Annotated in this window: 12 protein-coding genes; 9 read left to right on the top strand and 3 right to left on the bottom strand. The window is 71.8% G+C overall.

Annotation, left to right across the window (positions count from 1 at the left end; genetic code table 11):
- Positions 1–6: 6 nt before the first annotated feature.
- The 6 genes from pelF to Dsi01nite_RS42260 all read left to right on the top strand — a co-directional run bounded on the left by pelF (position 7) and on the right by Dsi01nite_RS42260 (position 9,871).
- On the top strand, positions 7–1,470 hold the full coding sequence (gene pelF / locus Dsi01nite_RS42285) for a GT4 family glycosyltransferase PelF (RefSeq protein ID WP_203852061.1): 1,464 nt from the start codon (positions 7–9) through the stop codon (positions 1,468–1,470).
- A gap of 90 nt (positions 1,471–1,560) precedes the next feature.
- The gene (locus Dsi01nite_RS42280; protein ID WP_203852060.1) at positions 1,561–3,012 is read left to right on the top strand and encodes a hypothetical protein; all 1,452 of its coding nucleotides are present in this window, start codon (positions 1,561–1,563) and stop codon (positions 3,010–3,012) included.
- Positions 3,009–3,656 (top strand): spherulation-specific family 4 protein, encoded by a 648-nt coding sequence (locus Dsi01nite_RS42275; RefSeq protein WP_203852059.1) that lies wholly within the window; start codon positions 3,009–3,011, stop codon positions 3,654–3,656. Before Dsi01nite_RS42280 ends, Dsi01nite_RS42275 begins: the two co-directional genes overlap by 4 nt.
- Complete coding sequence (locus tag Dsi01nite_RS42270) at positions 3,653–4,576, top strand: endo alpha-1,4 polygalactosaminidase (RefSeq protein ID WP_239136578.1); 924 nt, start codon at positions 3,653–3,655, stop codon at positions 4,574–4,576. The genes Dsi01nite_RS42275 and Dsi01nite_RS42270 overlap by 4 nt, the downstream gene beginning before the upstream one ends.
- A 333-nt stretch (positions 4,577–4,909) precedes the next feature.
- Positions 4,910–7,711, top strand: coding sequence for a PQQ-dependent sugar dehydrogenase (locus tag Dsi01nite_RS42265; protein ID WP_203852058.1), 2,802 nt, complete (start codon positions 4,910–4,912; stop codon positions 7,709–7,711).
- A gap of 60 nt (positions 7,712–7,771) precedes the next feature.
- Positions 7,772–9,871: a ThuA domain-containing protein gene (locus Dsi01nite_RS42260; protein ID WP_203852057.1), complete on the top strand. Its 2,100-nt coding sequence runs from the start codon at positions 7,772–7,774 to the stop codon at positions 9,869–9,871.
- Between the two features lie 58 nt (positions 9,872–9,929).
- Here the strand turns inward: Dsi01nite_RS42260 and Dsi01nite_RS42255 are convergent, their stop codons facing one another.
- Positions 9,930–10,247 (bottom strand): hypothetical protein, encoded by a 318-nt coding sequence (locus Dsi01nite_RS42255; protein ID WP_203852056.1) that lies wholly within the window; start codon positions 10,245–10,247, stop codon positions 9,930–9,932.
- Between Dsi01nite_RS42255 and Dsi01nite_RS42250 the strand changes: the two genes are divergently transcribed.
- A complete protein-coding gene (locus tag Dsi01nite_RS42250) occupies positions 10,237–10,860 on the top strand; it encodes a DUF3152 domain-containing protein (RefSeq protein ID WP_203852055.1) in 624 nt (207 codons plus the stop codon). The two genes, Dsi01nite_RS42255 and Dsi01nite_RS42250, sit on opposite strands and share 11 nt — an antisense overlap.
- Before the next feature lie 9 nt (positions 10,861–10,869).
- Here Dsi01nite_RS42250 and Dsi01nite_RS42245 read toward each other — a convergent pair whose 3' ends face one another.
- Together Dsi01nite_RS42245 and Dsi01nite_RS42240 are read right to left on the bottom strand one after the other, a co-directional pair.
- The gene (locus Dsi01nite_RS42245; protein WP_203852142.1) at positions 10,870–11,871 is read right to left on the bottom strand and encodes a GNAT family N-acetyltransferase; all 1,002 of its coding nucleotides are present in this window, start codon (positions 11,869–11,871) and stop codon (positions 10,870–10,872) included.
- Between the two features lie 110 nt (positions 11,872–11,981).
- Positions 11,982–12,842: a lytic transglycosylase domain-containing protein gene (locus tag Dsi01nite_RS42240; protein WP_203852054.1), complete on the bottom strand. Its 861-nt coding sequence runs from the start codon at positions 12,840–12,842 to the stop codon at positions 11,982–11,984.
- Positions 12,843–13,245: 403 nt separating this feature from the next.
- Between Dsi01nite_RS42240 and Dsi01nite_RS42235 the strand changes: the two genes are divergently transcribed.
- Positions 13,246–13,458, top strand: coding sequence for an FmdB family zinc ribbon protein (locus tag Dsi01nite_RS42235; RefSeq protein WP_203852053.1), 213 nt, complete (start codon positions 13,246–13,248; stop codon positions 13,456–13,458).
- A gap of 258 nt (positions 13,459–13,716) precedes the next feature.
- Positions 13,717–16,392, top strand: coding sequence for a winged helix-turn-helix domain-containing protein (locus tag Dsi01nite_RS42230; protein WP_203852052.1), 2,676 nt, complete (start codon positions 13,717–13,719; stop codon positions 16,390–16,392).
- The last annotated feature ends 517 nt before the right edge of the window (positions 16,393–16,909 follow it).

The following is a 16,909-nucleotide window of genomic DNA, read 5'->3' as shown; positions in this document are numbered from 1 at the left end:
CGCGCCGTGCGTGTCGCGCTCGTCAACGAAGGCACCTACCCGTACGTCACCGGTGGCGTCAGCACCTGGTGCGACCAGCTGGTGCGCGGGCTCCCCGACGTCGACTGGGACCTCGTGGCCATCGTCGGCACCGAACCGGACCGGCCCGCCGTGCGGCTGCCCGGCAACGTCCGGTCGCTGACCCCGGTCCCGGTCTGGGGCACCGCCCGGCCGGCCCGCGGCAAGCCCGAACGGGCCGCCGCGAGGCTGTGCCGGGGGATGCTCGGCGACACCGCGGCCGACCTGGTCGTCTTCACCGAGGGGCTGCGTGAGCTCGCCGAGCTCGCGCGGCCCCGCCCCGGCCGGTTCCGGCCCGCCCGCACCGGCCGCCACCCCCTCGCCGGCGTCGGGCTGGCCGACATCCTGGTCGACGCGTGGGCCCGGGCCAGGGTCGACGGCATCCACCTGCCCCGGCTGACCCTCCGTGACGCCGATGTGGCCGGGGTACTGCTGGAGCACGCGCTGCGTCCCCTGGCCGCCGAGCTCCCCGCCGGCACGGACCTCGTGCACGCCAACGCCAACGGGCTGTCCGCCATGGTCGCCCTGGCCGCGAAGTGGCGCACCGGAGTGCCGTTCCTGATGACCGAACACGGCGTCTACCTGCGCGAACGGTACCTGTCCGCGGGCGACCAGACGCCCGGGGTGAAGACGGCGCTGCTGCGGTTCCACCGGGCCTTGGCCCGGCTGTCGTACTGGGAGTCGGACCTCATCACCCCGGTCAGCGGGTTCAACTCGCGGTGGGCCGTGCGGCACGGCGCCGACCCGGCGAAGGTCGCCGTCATCGGCAACGGCGTCGACCCGGCCCGGTTCCCGCCGCTGAGCACCGAACCGGCCGAACCCGTCATCTCGTGGGTCGGGCGGATCGACCCGCTCAAGGACCTGGAGACGCTCATCCGGGCCCTCGCCGTCGTCCGGGCCGCCGTGCCCGGCGCCCGGCTGCACCTCGCCGGTCCCGTCCCCGCGGGCAACGAGGCGTACGCCGCCGAGTGCCGCGCCACCGCCGCCGAACTCGGCCTCACCGACGCCGTCACCTGGGCCGGGCCGTGTACCACCAGCCGGGACGCGTTCGCGGCGGGTCAGGTCGCGGCACTGTCCAGCATCTCCGAGGGCATGCCCTACACGGTGCTGGAGGCGATGATGTGCGGCCGGCCGACGGTCAGCACCGACGTCGGCGGCGTCGCCGAGGCGGTCGGCGACGCGGGACTGGTCGTGCCGCCGCGCGACCCGCAGGCGTTCGGTGCGGCGTGCATCGCACTGCTCACCTCACCGGACCTGCGGGCCGGGACCGGTCACCGCGGCCGGCAGCGGGCGTTGCGTGAGCACACCCTGGACCGCTGCCTGACCGCCTACCGCGGCCGGTACGAAACCCTGACGGACAGCCGCGTCACCCCGCCCGCGCCGGTGCCCGCGTCGGTGCTGGTGGCCGTGTGACCGACACCGTGCTCATGATCCGGAAGACCCTGTGCACCCCTGGGTACACGGGGTCTCCCGGATCATGGCGAAACCGTCACGGGGGACGACATGAGTGCTGATTCGCTCGTCGTGGTGCCCATGCAGCGCCGGGCGCGGCTGCCCACGCTGGACCGCGGCGAGTCGCTGCGGTTCGTCGGGCGGGCCTCCACCGACCCGGTCGCCGCGCTCGCCGACCGGATGCGCGAGGACTGCGCCGGCGCCGTCGACGTCGACGAGGTCGCCGCGATCCTGGAGGCCAACGGCATCAACGACCGCATCGCCGACCGCGAGTACGGCATGCCATCGGTGTTCGCGCTGGCCGGGCGGGTCGTTGCCCGTACCCTCGACACCGCCGAGACGGCAGTGCACACGGCGCTGATCGACCGGGGCCCGACCGCCCGCGCCGTCGTCACCGACACCCTCACCCGGGCCACCATCTACCTGACCCCGCTCGCCATCGGCCTCGGCGCCGTGTCCGAGGTGGACGGTGTCCCGCCGCTCGCCACGACCGGGACGCTGCTGCTCGGCTGGGGCGGCGGGCAGGCCCTGTCCTACCTCGGCTACCGGGCCCTGTCGGAGCGGGGCGTCACCGCCGCCGCCCGGCTGCTCGGCGCCGGGTTCCTCGGCCTCGCCGGCCTGTGGGCGCTCGCGCTCACCGGGACCGGGGCGCGGGCGTACACGGTCGCCGCCGTGCAGCTGGCACTGTTCGCGGTCGCCGCCGTCGCCCTCGTCACCGGCCGCGAACGGGTCGTGCTCGCGGCGGCCGTCCCGTGCTGGCTGGCCACCGCCGCGCTCGCCGCCGGGCTCGGCCCCTGGGCGGCGTTTGGACTCCTGTGCGGGGTCGTCGCCCTCGTCGCCGTCGCGTTCCGGCCCGTCGTCGGCGCCGACGTCAGCGGCCGGATGCCGTGGCGGCGGTGGCGGTCCTGGCGCGGCGACATCGGCTACGCCCTGCTCTACGGTCTCGTCGGCACCGGCCAGGCGGCGCTGCTGCGGGCCGTCGCCCTCGACGGGATCGCGCCGCACCGCGTCCCGGTCGAGGCGGTCCCGCTGCTCGTCGGGGTGCCGTTGATCGAGCTGACGCTGGTGTGGCATCAGCGGCGCATCGCCTACGCGCGGGCCGTCCTCGCCGACCGCGGCGCCTTCGACCGGCGGCTCGCCCGGATCAGCAAGGTCACCGTTCTTGTGTTGAGCGTCCCCGTCGCGCTCGGCGCCGCGATCGCCGGCGCCGTCTGGGTCGGCCTCAGCGGCCCCGGCGGGCAGGCCCTGGCCGCCGCGGTCCTGCTCACCGGCGTGTACGCGCTGTGCCTGGTCCTCGCCGCGCACGGCCGGGCCGGCACCGCCGCCCTCGTCGTCTGGTGGCCGACGCTGCTCGTCGCGGGCGTCGGACACTGGGCCCCCGCCCTGGTGCACGTCGCACCCACGTTCACCGAAACCCTCGCCGTCGCGACCCTGCTCGGAGCCGGCCTGCCCGGCCTCGCCGTCGCGGCGCTCGTCCTGCGTGACCCGGAGAGTTACCGATGATGCTCCTGCCGCTGTACGTCCACCCGCTCGTCGACCCCGACGCGTGGGAGTCGCTGTGCCGCAGCACCGAACGGCCGACGACGATCGTCAACGTCCACAACGGACCCGGCGGTGCCGGCCGCGACGAGGTGTACGCGGTCGCGACCGCCCGCCTGCACCGCTCCGGCGTGCGGATGCTCGGCTACGTCGACCTCGACTACGGCAACCGCGCCAACGGCGAGGTGTGGTGCGACATCGTCGGCTGGGCGCAGTATCCGGTCGGCGGTATCTTCTTCGACCAGGTGCCGGCGGACGCGGCCGGCCTGGCCTACGTGACGCAGGTGGTGCGGGCGGTGCGCGGATCGGTGGTGCTCAACCCGGGGACCAGGTGCCTGCCCGGCTACGCGGACCTGGCCGACGTCGTGTGCACGTTCGAGGGCTCCTGGGAGTCCTACGTGGACGCCCCACCGGCGTACGGGCTGCCCGACGGCCGTGACTGGCCGAACGCGGCGCACCTCGTCTACGGCGTGCCGACCGAACGCGTCGGCACCGCGACCGCGCTGCTGCTGTCCAGGGCGCCGCACGGCCTCGTCACCGACCTGCCCGCGCCCCTGCCGTACGAGGGGATCCCGACGGTCGTGCGCGAACGGGCCGCGGCCCGGTGACCGACCGCCGGCTCCGCTTCGCCCTGTGCGGCCTGATCCTGCTGACCGTGCTGTACGCGGCCGCCTGCACGAACTCCGGCGACGGCGACGGCGACGGGCCGGGTGGGGGCCGGGGCACGCCGCGGACCGCCGCCGTGCCGCCGTCCGCCTTCGGTGGCCTCGGCTCCGCGTCGCCGTCGGGCTCCGCGTCCGTTGCGCCGTCCGGCGCCGCTGCCGCCGGCTGGTGGAAGCCGGCGGTCGGGGCCACCTGGCAGTGGCAGCTGACCGGCACCCTCGACACGTCCGTGGCCGTCGACGTGTACGACGTCGACGCGGTCACCACCTCCGCCGCCGACGTCGCCCGCCTGAGGTCCGCCGGCCGCCGGGTCATCTGCTACGTCAACGTCGGCGCGCACGAGGACTTCCGCGCCGACGCCGGCAACTTCCCGGAGTCGGTGCGCGGCAAGGGCCTGGAGGGCTGGCCGGGGGAGAAGTGGCTCGACATCCGCCGCTGGGACACCCTCGCGCCCCTGCTGGAGGCCAGGTTCAAGGTCTGCCGGGACAAGGGCTTCGACGCGGTCGAGCCCGACAACGTCGACGGCTACGCCAACAACAGCGGCTTCCCGCTGACCGCCGACGACCAGCTGACCTTCAACCGGCGCGTCGCCGACCTCGCGCACCGCCTCGGGCTCGGCGTCGGCCTGAAGAACGACGTCGAGCAGGCGCGGGCGCTCGAGCCGGCGTTCGACTTCGCGGTCAACGAGGAGTGCGCCCACTACGACGAGTGCGACACCCTCAAGGTGTTCATCGCCGCCGGCAAGCCGGTCTTCCACGTCGAGTACGACGTGGACACCGCCAAGTTCTGCCCGAAGGTGACCGCCCTGCGCTTCTCGTCGATGAAGAAGAAGGAAGGCCTCGACGCCTGGCGCCAGCCCTGCTGACCCGGGAGGGGGTCGCAGAGGGCTGCAGAGGGGCCGCAGAGGGCCGGAGCTGGGGGTCAGTCAGCTAGCAAGCGGTGACTTTTGGTTATCGAAACAAAAGTTCATGCCAACGCGTCGGAAAGTGTGGACAGGTTCGTCCGAAGCTCCTAGTGTGTCCTCCACGACACTGGAGTGTTTCATCAATGTTATCCGCCGGCAGCGGTGACATCGATGGACATGGAAGGTGTTGCGGAGGCATACGGCATCCGGCGCGGCGGCGCGCGCCCTGCCTGGCACGTTCAGTCAGGAAGGGACACAGTGAACCAACAACCCTCACGTCATCGATGGCGGCCGATGGGTGCCGCCCTGCTCCTTGTCTCGGCGAGCATCAGCGCCCTCGTCGTCCAGGCCGGCCCCGCGGCGGCGGCGATCAACGCCGCCGACTTCCAGCAGGTCACCCTCGCCAAGGGCGAGCCGGAGGTCGGCGAGCCGCTGACCATCTCCGTGCTGCCCGACCGCTCGGTGCTGCACACCGCCCGCAACGGCACGCTGCGGCGCACCGACGCCAACGGCACCACGTCCGTGATCGCCAACATCCCGGTCTACCAGCACGACGAGGAAGGCCTGCAGGGCGTCGCGGCCGACCCGAACTTCGCCACCAACCGCTACATCTACCTGTACTACGCGCCGCCGCTGAGCACCCCCGCGGGCGACGCGCCGGCCACCGGCACCGACACCGACTGGGCCACCTGGACCGGGGTCAACCGCCTCTCCCGGTTCACCCTCAACGCGAACTTCACCGTCAACATGAGCAGCCAGGTCAACATCCTGGACGTGCCCGCGAACCGCGGCATCTGCTGCCACGTCGGCGGCGACATCGACTTCGACGCGGCCGGCAACCTGTACCTGTCGACCGGCGACGACTCCAACCCGTTCGACTCGGCGGGCTACTCGCCGCTGGACGAGCGGACGAACCGGAACCCGGCCTACGACGCGCAGCGTTCCGCCGGCAACACCAACGACCTGCGGGGCAAGATCCTGCGGATCAAGGTCAACGCCAACGGCACGTACAGCATCCCGTCGGGCAACCTCTTCGCGTCCGGGACCGCCAACACCCGGCCCGAGATCTACGCGATGGGCTTCCGCAACCCGTTCCGGATGAGCGTCGACAAGGCCACCGGCATCGTCTACGTCGGCGACTACGGCCCCGACGCCGGCACCACCGACGCCAACCGCGGCCCGTCCGGCCAGGTCGAGTTCAACCGGATCACGTCGCCGGGCAACTACGGCTGGCCTTACTGCACCGGCAGCAACACCACCAGCGAGATCTACAACGAGTGGAACTTCTCCAACGGCACGACGGGCGCGAAGTTCAACTGCGCCGGCGGGCCGACGAACAACTCGTTCCGCAACACGGGCCAGGGCACCCTGCCCGCCGCGCGTCCCGCGTGGATCAAGTACGGCGGCGACTCCGGCACCCCGGCCGAGTTCGGCGGCGGCTCCGAGTCGCCGATGGGCGGCCCGGTGTACCGCTACGACGCGGCGAACCCGTCGGCGACGAAGTTCCCGGCGGCGTTCAACGGGATGTTCTTCGCCGGTGAGTTCGGCCGCGGCTGGATCAAGCCGATCGTCGTCAACAGCGACGGCACCCGCGGCGCGATCGACACGTTCCCGTGGGGCGGCAAGCAGGTCATGGACATGCAGTTCGGCCCCGACGGCGCGCTGTACGTCCTGGACTACGGCACCGGCTACTTCAACGGCGACGCCAACTCGGCCCTGTACCGCTACGACTACGTGGGTGGCGGCAACCGCGCGCCGACCGCGGTCGCCGGCGCCAACAAGACCTCGGGTGCGGCACCCCTCGCGGTGACGTTCTCCTCCGCCGGGTCCAGTGACCCGGAGGGCGGGCCGCTGACCTACTCGTGGGACTTCGACGGCAACGGCACCCAGGACTCGACCGCGGCGAACCCGTCGTACACGTACACCACCAACGGCACCTACACCGCGACGTTGACGGTGCGGGACAACCAGAACGCCCCGGCCACCTCCAGCGTGCTGATCAGCGTCGGCAACACCGCGCCGACGGTCGTCATCAACGCGCCGGCGTCCGGGCAGCTGGTGTCCTTCGGCGACAGCGTGCCGTGGAGCGTCACGGTCACCGACCCCGAGGACGGGGCGATCACCTGCTCGCGGATCACCATGACCTACGTCCTGGGCCACGACCAGCACGCCCACCAGATCACCTCGCAGAACGGGTGCACCGGCACGATCAACATCCCGGTCGACGGTGAGCACGACGACGCGGCGAACATCTTCCCGATCTTCGACGCCTCGTACACCGACAACGGCGGGCTGACCGTCCACGCGCAGAACATCCTCCAGCCCCGCAAGCGGCAGGCGGAGCACTTCAAGACGTCGTCGGGCATCAACACGTTCACCAAGACGACGGCCGAGGGCGGCAAGACGGTCGGCGACATCAACAACGGCGACTGGATCCAGTTCGACCCGTACAAGCTGAACAACGCCACCTCGGTCTCCGTGCGGGCGTCGTCCGGCGGCACCGGTGGCACCGTGCAGTTCCGCACCGGCTCGCCGACGGGCACGATCATCGGCTCCGCCACCATCCCGGTGACGGGCTCGTGGGAGACATTCACGACGGTGACCGCGCCGATCAGCGGCGCACCGGCCGGCACCACGTCGCTCTACGTGACGTTCGCCGGCACGGGCACCGCCGCCCTGTTCGACGTGGACAGCTTCACGTTCACGACCAGCAGCAGCGGCATCGGGCCGGTCAAGGGTCTCGCGGGCAAGTGCCTCGACGTGCGCAGCGCCGCCACCGCCGACGGCACGCAGATCCAGCTGTACACCTGCAATGGCACCAACGCGCAGACCTGGACGCGATCCGGTCAGACCCTGCAGTCCCTCGGCAAGTGCCTCGACGTGTCCGGTGGCGGTTCCGCCGACGGCACGAAGATCCAGCTGTGGACCTGCAACGGCTCCGGCGCGCAGAACTGGGCGCCGAACGCCGACGGGACGCTGCGCAACCCGCAGTCCGGCAAGTGCCTCGACGTGTCCGGCAACAACTCCGCGGACAGCACCGTCGTGCACCTCTGGACCTGTGGCACCGGAGCAAACCAGAAGTGGACCCTGCCCTAACGAGGTGATCGGGCGCCCGTGCCGCCACACGGGCGCCTCCCTCCCTGCTAAGGAGATTCCGTGCGCAAGATTCTCGCCGGAGTGGGCGCCGCCATCGCCCTCACCGCCGGCACCCTGACCGCCGCGTCCCCGGCCGTCGCCGCCGACGCGCCCTACGACGTGCTCGTGTTCTCCAAGACCGCCGGGTTCCGCCACGACGCGATCCCGGCCGGCATCACCGCGATCCAGCAGCTGGGCGCGGCGAACAACTTCACCGTGACCGCCACCGAGGACGCCGCCGCGTTCACGACCGGCAACCTCGCGCAGTACGAGGCCGTCGTCTTCCTCAACACCACCGGTGACGTGCTCAACGACACCCAGCAGACCGCGTTCGAGTCCTACGTGCGCGGCGGCGGCGGTTACGTCGGTGTCCACGCGGCCGCGGACACCGAGTACAGCTGGCCGTTCTACGGCAACCTCGTCGGCGCGTGGTTCGCCTCGCACCCGGCGATCCAGCAGGTCAACTCCAAGACCGAGAACCGGGCCCACCCGGCGACGGCACACCTGCCGCAGACCTGGACCCGCACCGACGAGCTGTACAACTACCAGACCAACCCGCGCGGCAGCGCCCGCGTCCTGGCGACGCTGGACGAGTCGTCCTACTCCGGTGGCTCGATGGGCGCGGACCACCCGATCACCTGGTGCAAGACGATCGACAGCGGTCGCTCGTTCTACACCGGGTTCGGGCACACGCAGGAGTCGTACAGCGACGGCAACTTCCGCAACGAGCTCCTCGGCGGCATCCGGTACGCGTCGAAGCGCGCCAAGGCCGACTGCCGTCCGGAGAGCGGCTACACCGCGATCTACAACGGCTCGACGACCGGCTGGTCGCAGGCCGGCCCCGGCAGCTTCACCAACACCGACGCGACGCTGACCTCCACCGGCGGCATGGGGCTGTTCTGGTACAGCGCGAAGCAGTACACCTCGTACTCGCTGAAGGCTGACTGGCGGCTCACCGGCGACAGCAACTCCGGCATCTTCGTCGGCTTCCCGAACCCCGGCACCGACCCGTGGGTCGCCGTCAACCAGGGCTACGAGATCCAGATCGACGCGACCGACGCCGCCGACCGCACCACCGGCGCCGTCTACACGTTCAAGTCCGCGGACATCGCGGCCCGGGACGCGGCGCTCAACCCGGCCGGCGAGTGGAACACCTACGAGCTGCTGGTCGAGGGCCAGCGGATCCGGATCTACCTCAACGGCTCGCTGATCAACGACTTCACCAACACCGACCCGGCCCGCAACCTCGACGGCTACATCGGCATCCAGAACCACGGCAGCGGCGACACCGCCTCGTTCCGCAACGTGCGGGTCAAGGAGCTCGGCACGCCCACCACCGACGTGACCGTGCAGGCCGAGTCCTTCAGCTCCGTCAGCGGCGCGCAGGCGTTCACCAAGGCCGGCGCCAACAACGGCCAGACCCTCGGCTACATCGACCCGAACGACTGGGCCGGCTACAACAACGTGAACGTCGGCGGTGCCACGTCCTTCCGGGCGCGGGTCGTCTCCGGCGGCGCCGGTGGCCAGATCCAGATCCGCAACGGCTCGCAGACCGGCACGATCCTCGGCACCGTCAACGTGCCGAACACCGGCAGCTGGGACACCTACGCCAACGTGACGACCACGCTGACCGGCGTGCCGTCGGGCAACGCGAACATCTTCCTCACGTTCACGGGCACCGGCACCGGGCTCTTCGACGTCGACGACATCACCTTCGTCAAGACGTCGACGCCGCCGACCGGGGTCGGCCCGATCAAGGGTCTCGCCGGTAAGTGCCTCGACGTGCGCGCCAGCGGCACCGCCGACGGCACCCAGATCCAGCTGTACACCTGCAACGGCTCGGGTGCGCAGACCTGGACCCGCAACGGCCAGACGCTGCGGGCACTGAACAAGTGCCTCGACGTGTCCGGTGGCGGTTCCGCCGACGGCACCAAGATCCAGCTGTGGACCTGCAACGGCTCCGCCGCGCAGAACTGGGCGCCGAACGCCGACGGGACGCTGCGCAACCCGCAGTCCGGCAAGTGCCTCGACGTGTCCGGCAACAACTCCGCGGACAGCACCGTCGTGCACCTCTGGACCTGCGTCGCCAACGCCGCCAACCAGAAGTGGACCCTTCCGTAGGTTTGCGACAAAGGGGGCCCCGGGCATTGCCCGGGGCCCCTCCGCGTGCCGGGATTGGCTAGGCTGCCCGGGTGCTGGGGACACGCGTGGGGTTGACGTTGGCGCTGGTGGTCACCTTCGGATTGACCGCATGTGGCGAAAAGTCCGACAAGTCTGATGCGGCGGCAGCGGTACCGAGTGTCGCCGCGGTGGTGTCGCCCGAGCCTTCGTCGGCCGCTGCGCCCCCTCCGCCTTCCGCCTCCGCCTCTGCGTCGCCCAAGGCGAGCAAGAAGCCCGCGCCGAAGCCGTCGACGACGCTGAAGAAGCAGGTCACGGCCGGCGGCGACACCGGCGGGGCGAAGCCCGCGGCACCGGGCAGCGACGGCGTGCCGGCCACGGCCGCGGGCACGTTCACCGTCGCGGCCGGCGGGACCGGGATCGTCGGCACGGGCACGACCCTGGTCAAGTACCGCGTCGAGGTCGAGAACGGCATCCAGTGGGGTGCCAACCCGGTCTGGACCACCGACAAGACCGCCGCCGAGGTCGAGCGCGCCATCGGCGCCCAGCTCGGCTGGACGATGTCGGCCGAGCATCCGGTGACGTATCCGTCCAACAAGCTCGCCGACGCCAGCTGGTCCTTCCAGCGGGTCAGCGGCGAGGACTTCAGCGTGCGGCTGCGGCTGGCCACCCCCGGCACCGTCGACAAGCTGTGCAAGGCCGTCGGCGTCAACACCCAGGGTATTTACTCCTGCCGTTACGGCCAGACCATCCTGCTCAACCTGCGCCGCTGGCTCAAGGGCATCGACGGGGCGCCGGGCGTGGACTTCCACGCCAACACGATCAACCACGAGATGGGCCACTTCCTGGGCTTCGACCACATGAAGTGCCCGGGTTCCGGCCCCGCGCCGATCATGCAGACCCAGACGATCGCGCTGAACGGCTGCGCCTACAACTCGTTCCCGTTCACCACCGAAGGGACCTTCGTCCAAGGTCCCTGGGCACCTAGCTGAGCCGTTTACTCAGACGTTCCTCAGCCGTCTCAGCAGGTCGATGACGTCCGCGTCGTACTCGCGCCACTCGCGGTCCGGCTTGAAGCCCAGCTCCGCGTTGACCTTCAACAGCGGCTCGTTCTCCGTCGCGTTCCACGTCTGCACGTCCAGCAGGTGCGGCTCCGCCGCGCGCAGCTCGAACAGCATCCTGGCCTTGATCGCCCGGCTGATCCCGTAGCCGCGGTGGGCGGGGACCTCGATCGTGTCGTACTGGTCGGCGCGGGTCGGCCGCTGCGCGGGCACCACGACCTCGGTGAGCCCCGCGATCGTGTCGGACGACTCGTGCACCGCCAGGACGATGTACGGCTGCAGGCCACGCGCGTGCAGCGTCGCCAGGCTGGCCCGGAGCCGCTCCGCGTCGTAGGAGCTCGGCCGCAGCGCCAGGTCCTCCACGACCGACGCCCTGGCCGCCTCCTTCGCCGCCGCGTACGCCGCGTAGTGCTGCTCCGGCGGGCCGCCCGGGTGATACTCGACCCGGTAGCCGGCGCCGATGCCGGCGGCCATCTCGCCCAGCCGCAGCCAGTCGACGCCGCCCAGGTCGAGCAGGTTGCGCTGCTCGATGAACGCGCACTCGAAACCGAACGACTCGAAGAACTTGCCGCTCGGGGTGCCGCCGATCACCTCGACCCCGACCGACTCGAACCCCTCCTCGGCGGCCCGGCGGGCCACCGCCGCGAGCAACGCCGTGCCGACGTGACCGCGGCGCGCGGACGGGCGCACCGACAGCTCCAGCACGCCGATCTCCTCCAGCGCGAGCAGGCTCGCGTGGCCGAGCACCGCACCGGACTCGTCGACGGCCAGCCACGACGTGCGCCGCTCACCGGGCATCGTCACCGCGAGGTATTCCCGGAACTTGATGTCGCGCCACGGCGGATCCTCCGGCACGTCGAACGCCACGATCTCGTTCAGCGCCCGCAGCACCGCCTCGATCTCGGCCGCGGACGCGGTCCCTGGGTCCCACTCGCGCACCATCACGGAGTCAAGCTTGCCTACCTTTGTGGCTCAGCGGAAGTACCGCGGCGCAGAGCGTGGCCTTCATCTACCCGGTCCGGGCCCGTCTTCCCCTCGATCCGGGCCCGTCTTTACCCGATCCGGTCCCGTCGGCCGTAGTCGTTCGTGGCGCTGAACACCGCCGTGCGGTACTCGTCGGGGATGTTGTACGCGCGGATCGCGGCGTTCCAACCCTCCACCGTGGACAGGTCGCGGCCCCCTGAGCACAGGTAGGCGGCGGCGGTCAGGGACGCGTCGTCGATGTCGTTGACGTCGGTCACCCCGTCGGCGTCGGCGTCGACGCCGAACTGCTTCCAGGTGCTCGGCAGGAACTGCATCGGACCGACCGCGCGGTCCCACGTCTTGTCGGTGTCGATCGCGCCGCCGTCGGTGTCCTTGATCGCCTGGCGGTTGCTCTGCCCGTCCAGCGGCGGCCCGACGATCGGCGGCACCGACTTGCCGTCCTCCTGCACCAGCGAGCCGTTGGTCCGGCCGTGGTCGGACTCGACCTTCGCGATGCCGGCGAGGGTGGTCCAGGTCAGTTTGCACCCTGGCGTGGTGCGGGAGGTGATCAGCTCCGCGTAGCCATACGCCTGCATGGCCACCGCCGGGATGCTCAGCTTCACCGCGCGCGGGCCGGCCCACGCGGCCAGGACGTCCGACGGACGCTCCCGGGTGCCCGCCGGCGGGGTGAACGTGGCGGTCGGTGGCTGCGGCACGGGTGCCTCGCCGGTCTCGACCGCGCCGGGGGTCGCCGTCGGCGGCGGCGGGGCCGACGTGCCGGCCCGCGGCTTGGAGACCGCCGGGACCAGGTACCTGCCGGCCGCGAACGCCACGCCGAGCACCAGCGTGATGACGATGCCGGCGACGACGGCGCGACCCGCGGGGCGGCGCAGCCACAGCCACAGGCCCTCGAACCGCGGTGGCCGGCTCTGCAGGATGTCGACGCCCACCGGTGGAACAGTCCCGCTTTGTCCTGGTGCGCCCTGTCCTGGCCCGCTTTGTCCTGACACGCTTTGTCCTGGCCCGCCTTGTGCTGGCGCGCCGGGCTCCTTTGCCGCGTGCTTCGGCACGTGGCGCTGCGCGGGCATGCCCGACGGCGCCGTCCAGCCGCTCTCATCGGCCGTGTCCTGCTTCGCCGCTCTCCTGCCCTGCGCCGGCGGCTCCGCCGCTGCTGGGGGCTGTGCGGGGGGCGCCGCGAGGGATCCGTCGGGCGCTGGGGGACGGATCGCGGTCACCGAGAGTGTGTCCACTGTGGTGGGTCGCTGCTCGTCGGGATCGGGACCGCGCTTCTGTGCCACCCGTCGAGTATTCCGCAATTCCCGTGCGGGTGTCACCGTCGCCTAACCTGTGGGGATGCCTCGTTACGAGTACCGGTGCCGGGCCTGCGGCGACACGTTCGAAGTCCAGCGGCCGATGAGTGAAGCCAACGCGAACGCCGCGTGTCCCGCGGGCCACGACGACACGGTGAAACTGCTGTCGACCGTCGCCGTGGGCGGCGGCAACCAGGGCGGCGCCGCACCGCGTCCTTCCGGTGGCGGCTGTTGCGGCGGATCCTGCGGTTGTTGATGCATTGTTACGCGCCGGTTTCGTAATAGTCGCCGGACGGCTTTGATGTTGTGGCCTCGCGTGCCACAACTCCCTGGGTCACGTTGTCGTTACGTCACGCGAAACCCACTCGAGCTTCATCCCCGTATGCTTGCTGACCTGCATGTACCAGCGTCTCATCGACCTTGAGGGTTGCTGGTGGGGACCGTTTCTACGATGCGCGTGACCCTTGGGTGGGGAAACATGGGTCACGCCTGAAAAGGGAGGCGGAGGTTTCACGTGTCGGCGCGGACGCATCTGCCCAGCGGGCTGGTGACATTCCTGTTCACCGACATCGAGGGCTCGACTCGACTGGCCCAGATGCTCGGCACGGGGTATCGGCCGGTGCTCCAGGAGCACCGGCAGGTGATCCGCCGCGCACTGTCCAAAGCGGACGGTGTTGAACTCTTCACCGAGGGTGATTCTCTCTTCGTCGCGTTCGCCGACGCCACCGCCGCGCTCGCCGCCTGCATCGAGGCGCAGCGGCAACTCGCCGCACACGACTGGCCGACCACCGCCGACGGCACCGACGCCCGGCCGAAGGTCCGGATGGGCCTGCACACCGGATTCGCCGAGCCGTACGGCGGGGAGTACACCTCACCCGAGGTGCACCGCGCGGCCCGCGTCGCCGCCGCCGCGCACGGCGGCCAGGTGCTCTGCTCCGCCGCCACCGCGGCCAGGGTCGGCGAGCTCGTCGGTGACGCGTACCTGCTCGACCTCGGCCTGCACCGGCTGCGCGGCTTCGACGGCTGCGAGCGGATCTTCCAGCTGGTCGCGCCCGGCCTCGACCGCCAGTTCCCCCGGCCGCGCACCATCGACGCGCCCGCCCACAACCTGCCGGTGCAGACGACCAGGTTCATCGGCCGCGCCACCGAACGCGCAGCCGTCCGTGACCTCATCGGCACGCACCGCATCGTCACCGTCGTCGGCGCCGGCGGAGCGGGAAAGACCCGCCTCGCCGTCGAGGCCGCCGGCGAACTGGTCGAACAGTTCCGGGACGGGGTCTGGTTCGCCGACCTCAGCGCCGTGGCCACCAGCGACCTCGTCGACGTCGCCGTGGCCGCCGCCGTCGGGCTGCGACCAGAACCGGGCCGGCCCGTCATCCAGACCCTCGCCGACCACGTCCGCGACCGGCGGATGCTGATCCTGCTCGACACCTCCGACGCGCAACTGCCCGCCGCCCGGCGGCTCGTCTCCCGGCTGCTGTCCGCGGGCCCGGCGATCACCGTCCTGGCGACCAGCCGCGAGCCCCTCGGCCTGGCCGGCGAGGTCGTCTGGCGGATCCCGCCGCTGTCGGTCGAGCGGGCCAGCGGCGGAGGGTTCAGCGACGCCGTCGCGCTCCTCGTCGACCGGGCCTCAGCGGCCCGCGGCGGGCGCCCCGTCGAACCCGGCGACATCGCCCAGCTCACCCGGGTCGCCGAGGCCCTCGAAGGGCTCCCGCTCGCGCTGGAGCTCGCCGCGGCGCGGCTGCGGCTGCTGTCCGCGGCGCAGCTCGCGACCCGCATCGACGACGTCCTGGGCATCCTCGACGCCGGGCACAGCGGCCCGGTCGAGGCGTCCGACCGGCACCGGACGATGCAGGCGGCGGTGGACTGGTCGTACCGGACGCTCGACGAACGCGCCGCCCGGCTGCTGCGCTGGCTGTCGGTCTTCGCCAGCCCCGTCGACCTGCCCGCCATCGAGTGGCTGCACGACGGCGACCCCCTGGACCCCCTGGCGACCCTCGTGGACAAGTCGCTGCTGCAGGCCGAGGCCGGCACGGCCAACGCGACCTACCGCATGCTCGACCCGATCCGCGCCTACGCCGCCCGGCTGCTCGTCGAGGCCGGCGAGGAGGAGTCCGCCCGGGAACGGCACGTCGCCTGGTGCCTGCAGGCCGCGCACGACGCGTACCTCGACACCGACGGCCGCCCCGTCACGCTGTCCCTCTACACCCTCGACCCCCTCGCCGACGAGCTGCGGGCCGCCCTGCACTGGACCGTCACCCGCGGCAGCGCCCGGCAGGGCCTCGCCGTCGCGGGCGCGCTGGACCAGTGGTGGCGCGAGCGCGGCCTCGTCCGCGAGGGGCGCATGTGGCTGTTCCGCCTGTACGAGCGGATCAGCGCCACCGGCGAGCCGGTCCCCGACGCGGAGCTCGCCGCCGCGTACCACCTGCATTCCCTGCACGCGGGTGCCGACGGGGAGACGGTCGAGGAGCTGCGCTTCTCGCAACGCGCCGAGGCGGCCGCCAGGCGGGCCGGCGACCCGGGCCTCATCGCCCGGGTCCTCGCCGGCCGCGGCGCGCCGCTGCTGGACCTGGGCCGTTTCGACGAGGCCGAGCGGACCTGCCGGGACGTCATCGCCCTCGCCGAGGAGCAGGGCGTGGCGGGCGAGACCCTCTTCGCCGTGTACGCCCTCGCGCAGCTGCTGTGGCGCCGCGGCGCGCTGGACGAGGCCGCCGACCTCCTCGCCTCGGCCCGGACCCTGGAGAACTCACGGCCGATGGAACGCGGCCGGCGCCACGTCGACATGCTGCTCGGGCTGGTCGCGCTGTCCCGCGGCGACCTGGTCGCGGCGCACGACCACCTGATCGTGGCGCTGCGGTCCCGGATGAGCTTCGGGTTCCACCTGCGGGTCTGCGAGACCCTGATGGCCATCGCGGTGCGCTGCTCCCTGGCCGGCGAGACCGGGACCGCCGCCCGCCTGTTCGGCGCGGCCCAGGCGGCACGGGTGCGGCTGCGGTGCTCGCCCGGCGGGTTCGGCACGTACTGGACCGACCACCAGGCCGCGCTGCGCTCCTCGATGGGCGACGCCGACTTCGACGAGGCCTACGCCGCCGGCGGTGCGCTGGGCCTGGAGGAGTCGGTGGCGCTCGCGCTCACGATCGAGCACCCGGACCTGGTCGCCGGCTCGATCCGCTTCTCCGCCGTCGAATAGCCGCCGCTCCGCCCTGCTCCGCACGCCCTGCACCGCCCGCGCCGCGCACCGCCCGAGCTCTGCACCGCCCGCACCCGCGCGCCCCGCACCCGCACCCGCGCACCGCGCGTCCTGCACCGCGCGCCCTGCACCGCATCTCGCCTCGACGGGCGGTCTGGAGTCCTAAGCACACGGCGGTTACGTGCTGTCGGGGTGTCCCGCGCCGCTTCATCGACACTACAGTGCCCGGAGAAATTGATCTCCAACCGGTATACGGAGCCACTACTTGCAGTAGTTTTCGCTGCTGAACGTGCGTGGCCCAGATGGAGTGACAGGGTTTCGGAGGGTTACCCCGTCGCGCTGCCACCCCACCTCAGGGAGGGCTCACCGACGTGATCGGTGTGCTACCTCTTCTGACGCATCGGATCCGTCGCCGGTTGCGTGCCCGGACCGTTCAGAGAATCGTCCAGGTGTCGCCGCTGTTGAGCAGCGCGCCGAGCTCTTCCTCCGGCGTGCCCTTCGCCTTGGCTTTCGCCGC

This window comes from Dactylosporangium siamense (genome assembly GCF_016862795.1).
GTDB classification, from domain to species: domain Bacteria; phylum Actinomycetota; class Actinomycetes; order Mycobacteriales; family Micromonosporaceae; genus Dactylosporangium; species Dactylosporangium siamense.
Note: the sequence above shows the minus strand (reverse complement) of the source record. Positions and strands in the feature narration are given on the sequence as shown.

What these genes read in the sequence shown, in the direction of transcription:
- Dsi01nite_RS42280 (WP_203852060.1), top strand. Translation starts at nt 1,561, where the DNA reads ATGAGTGCTGATTCGCTCGTCGTGGTGCCCATGCAGCGCCGGGCGCGG.
- Dsi01nite_RS42275 (WP_203852059.1), top strand. Translation starts at nt 3,009, where the DNA reads ATGATGCTCCTGCCGCTGTACGTCCACCCGCTCGTCGACCCCGACGCG.
- Dsi01nite_RS42265 (WP_203852058.1), top strand. Translation starts at nt 4,910, where the DNA reads ATGGGTGCCGCCCTGCTCCTTGTCTCGGCGAGCATCAGCGCCCTCGTC.
- Dsi01nite_RS42245 (WP_203852142.1), bottom strand. Translation starts at nt 11,871, where the DNA reads ATGGTGCGCGAGTGGGACCCAGGGACCGCGTCCGCGGCCGAGATCGAG.
- Dsi01nite_RS42235 (WP_203852053.1), top strand. Translation starts at nt 13,246, where the DNA reads ATGCCTCGTTACGAGTACCGGTGCCGGGCCTGCGGCGACACGTTCGAA.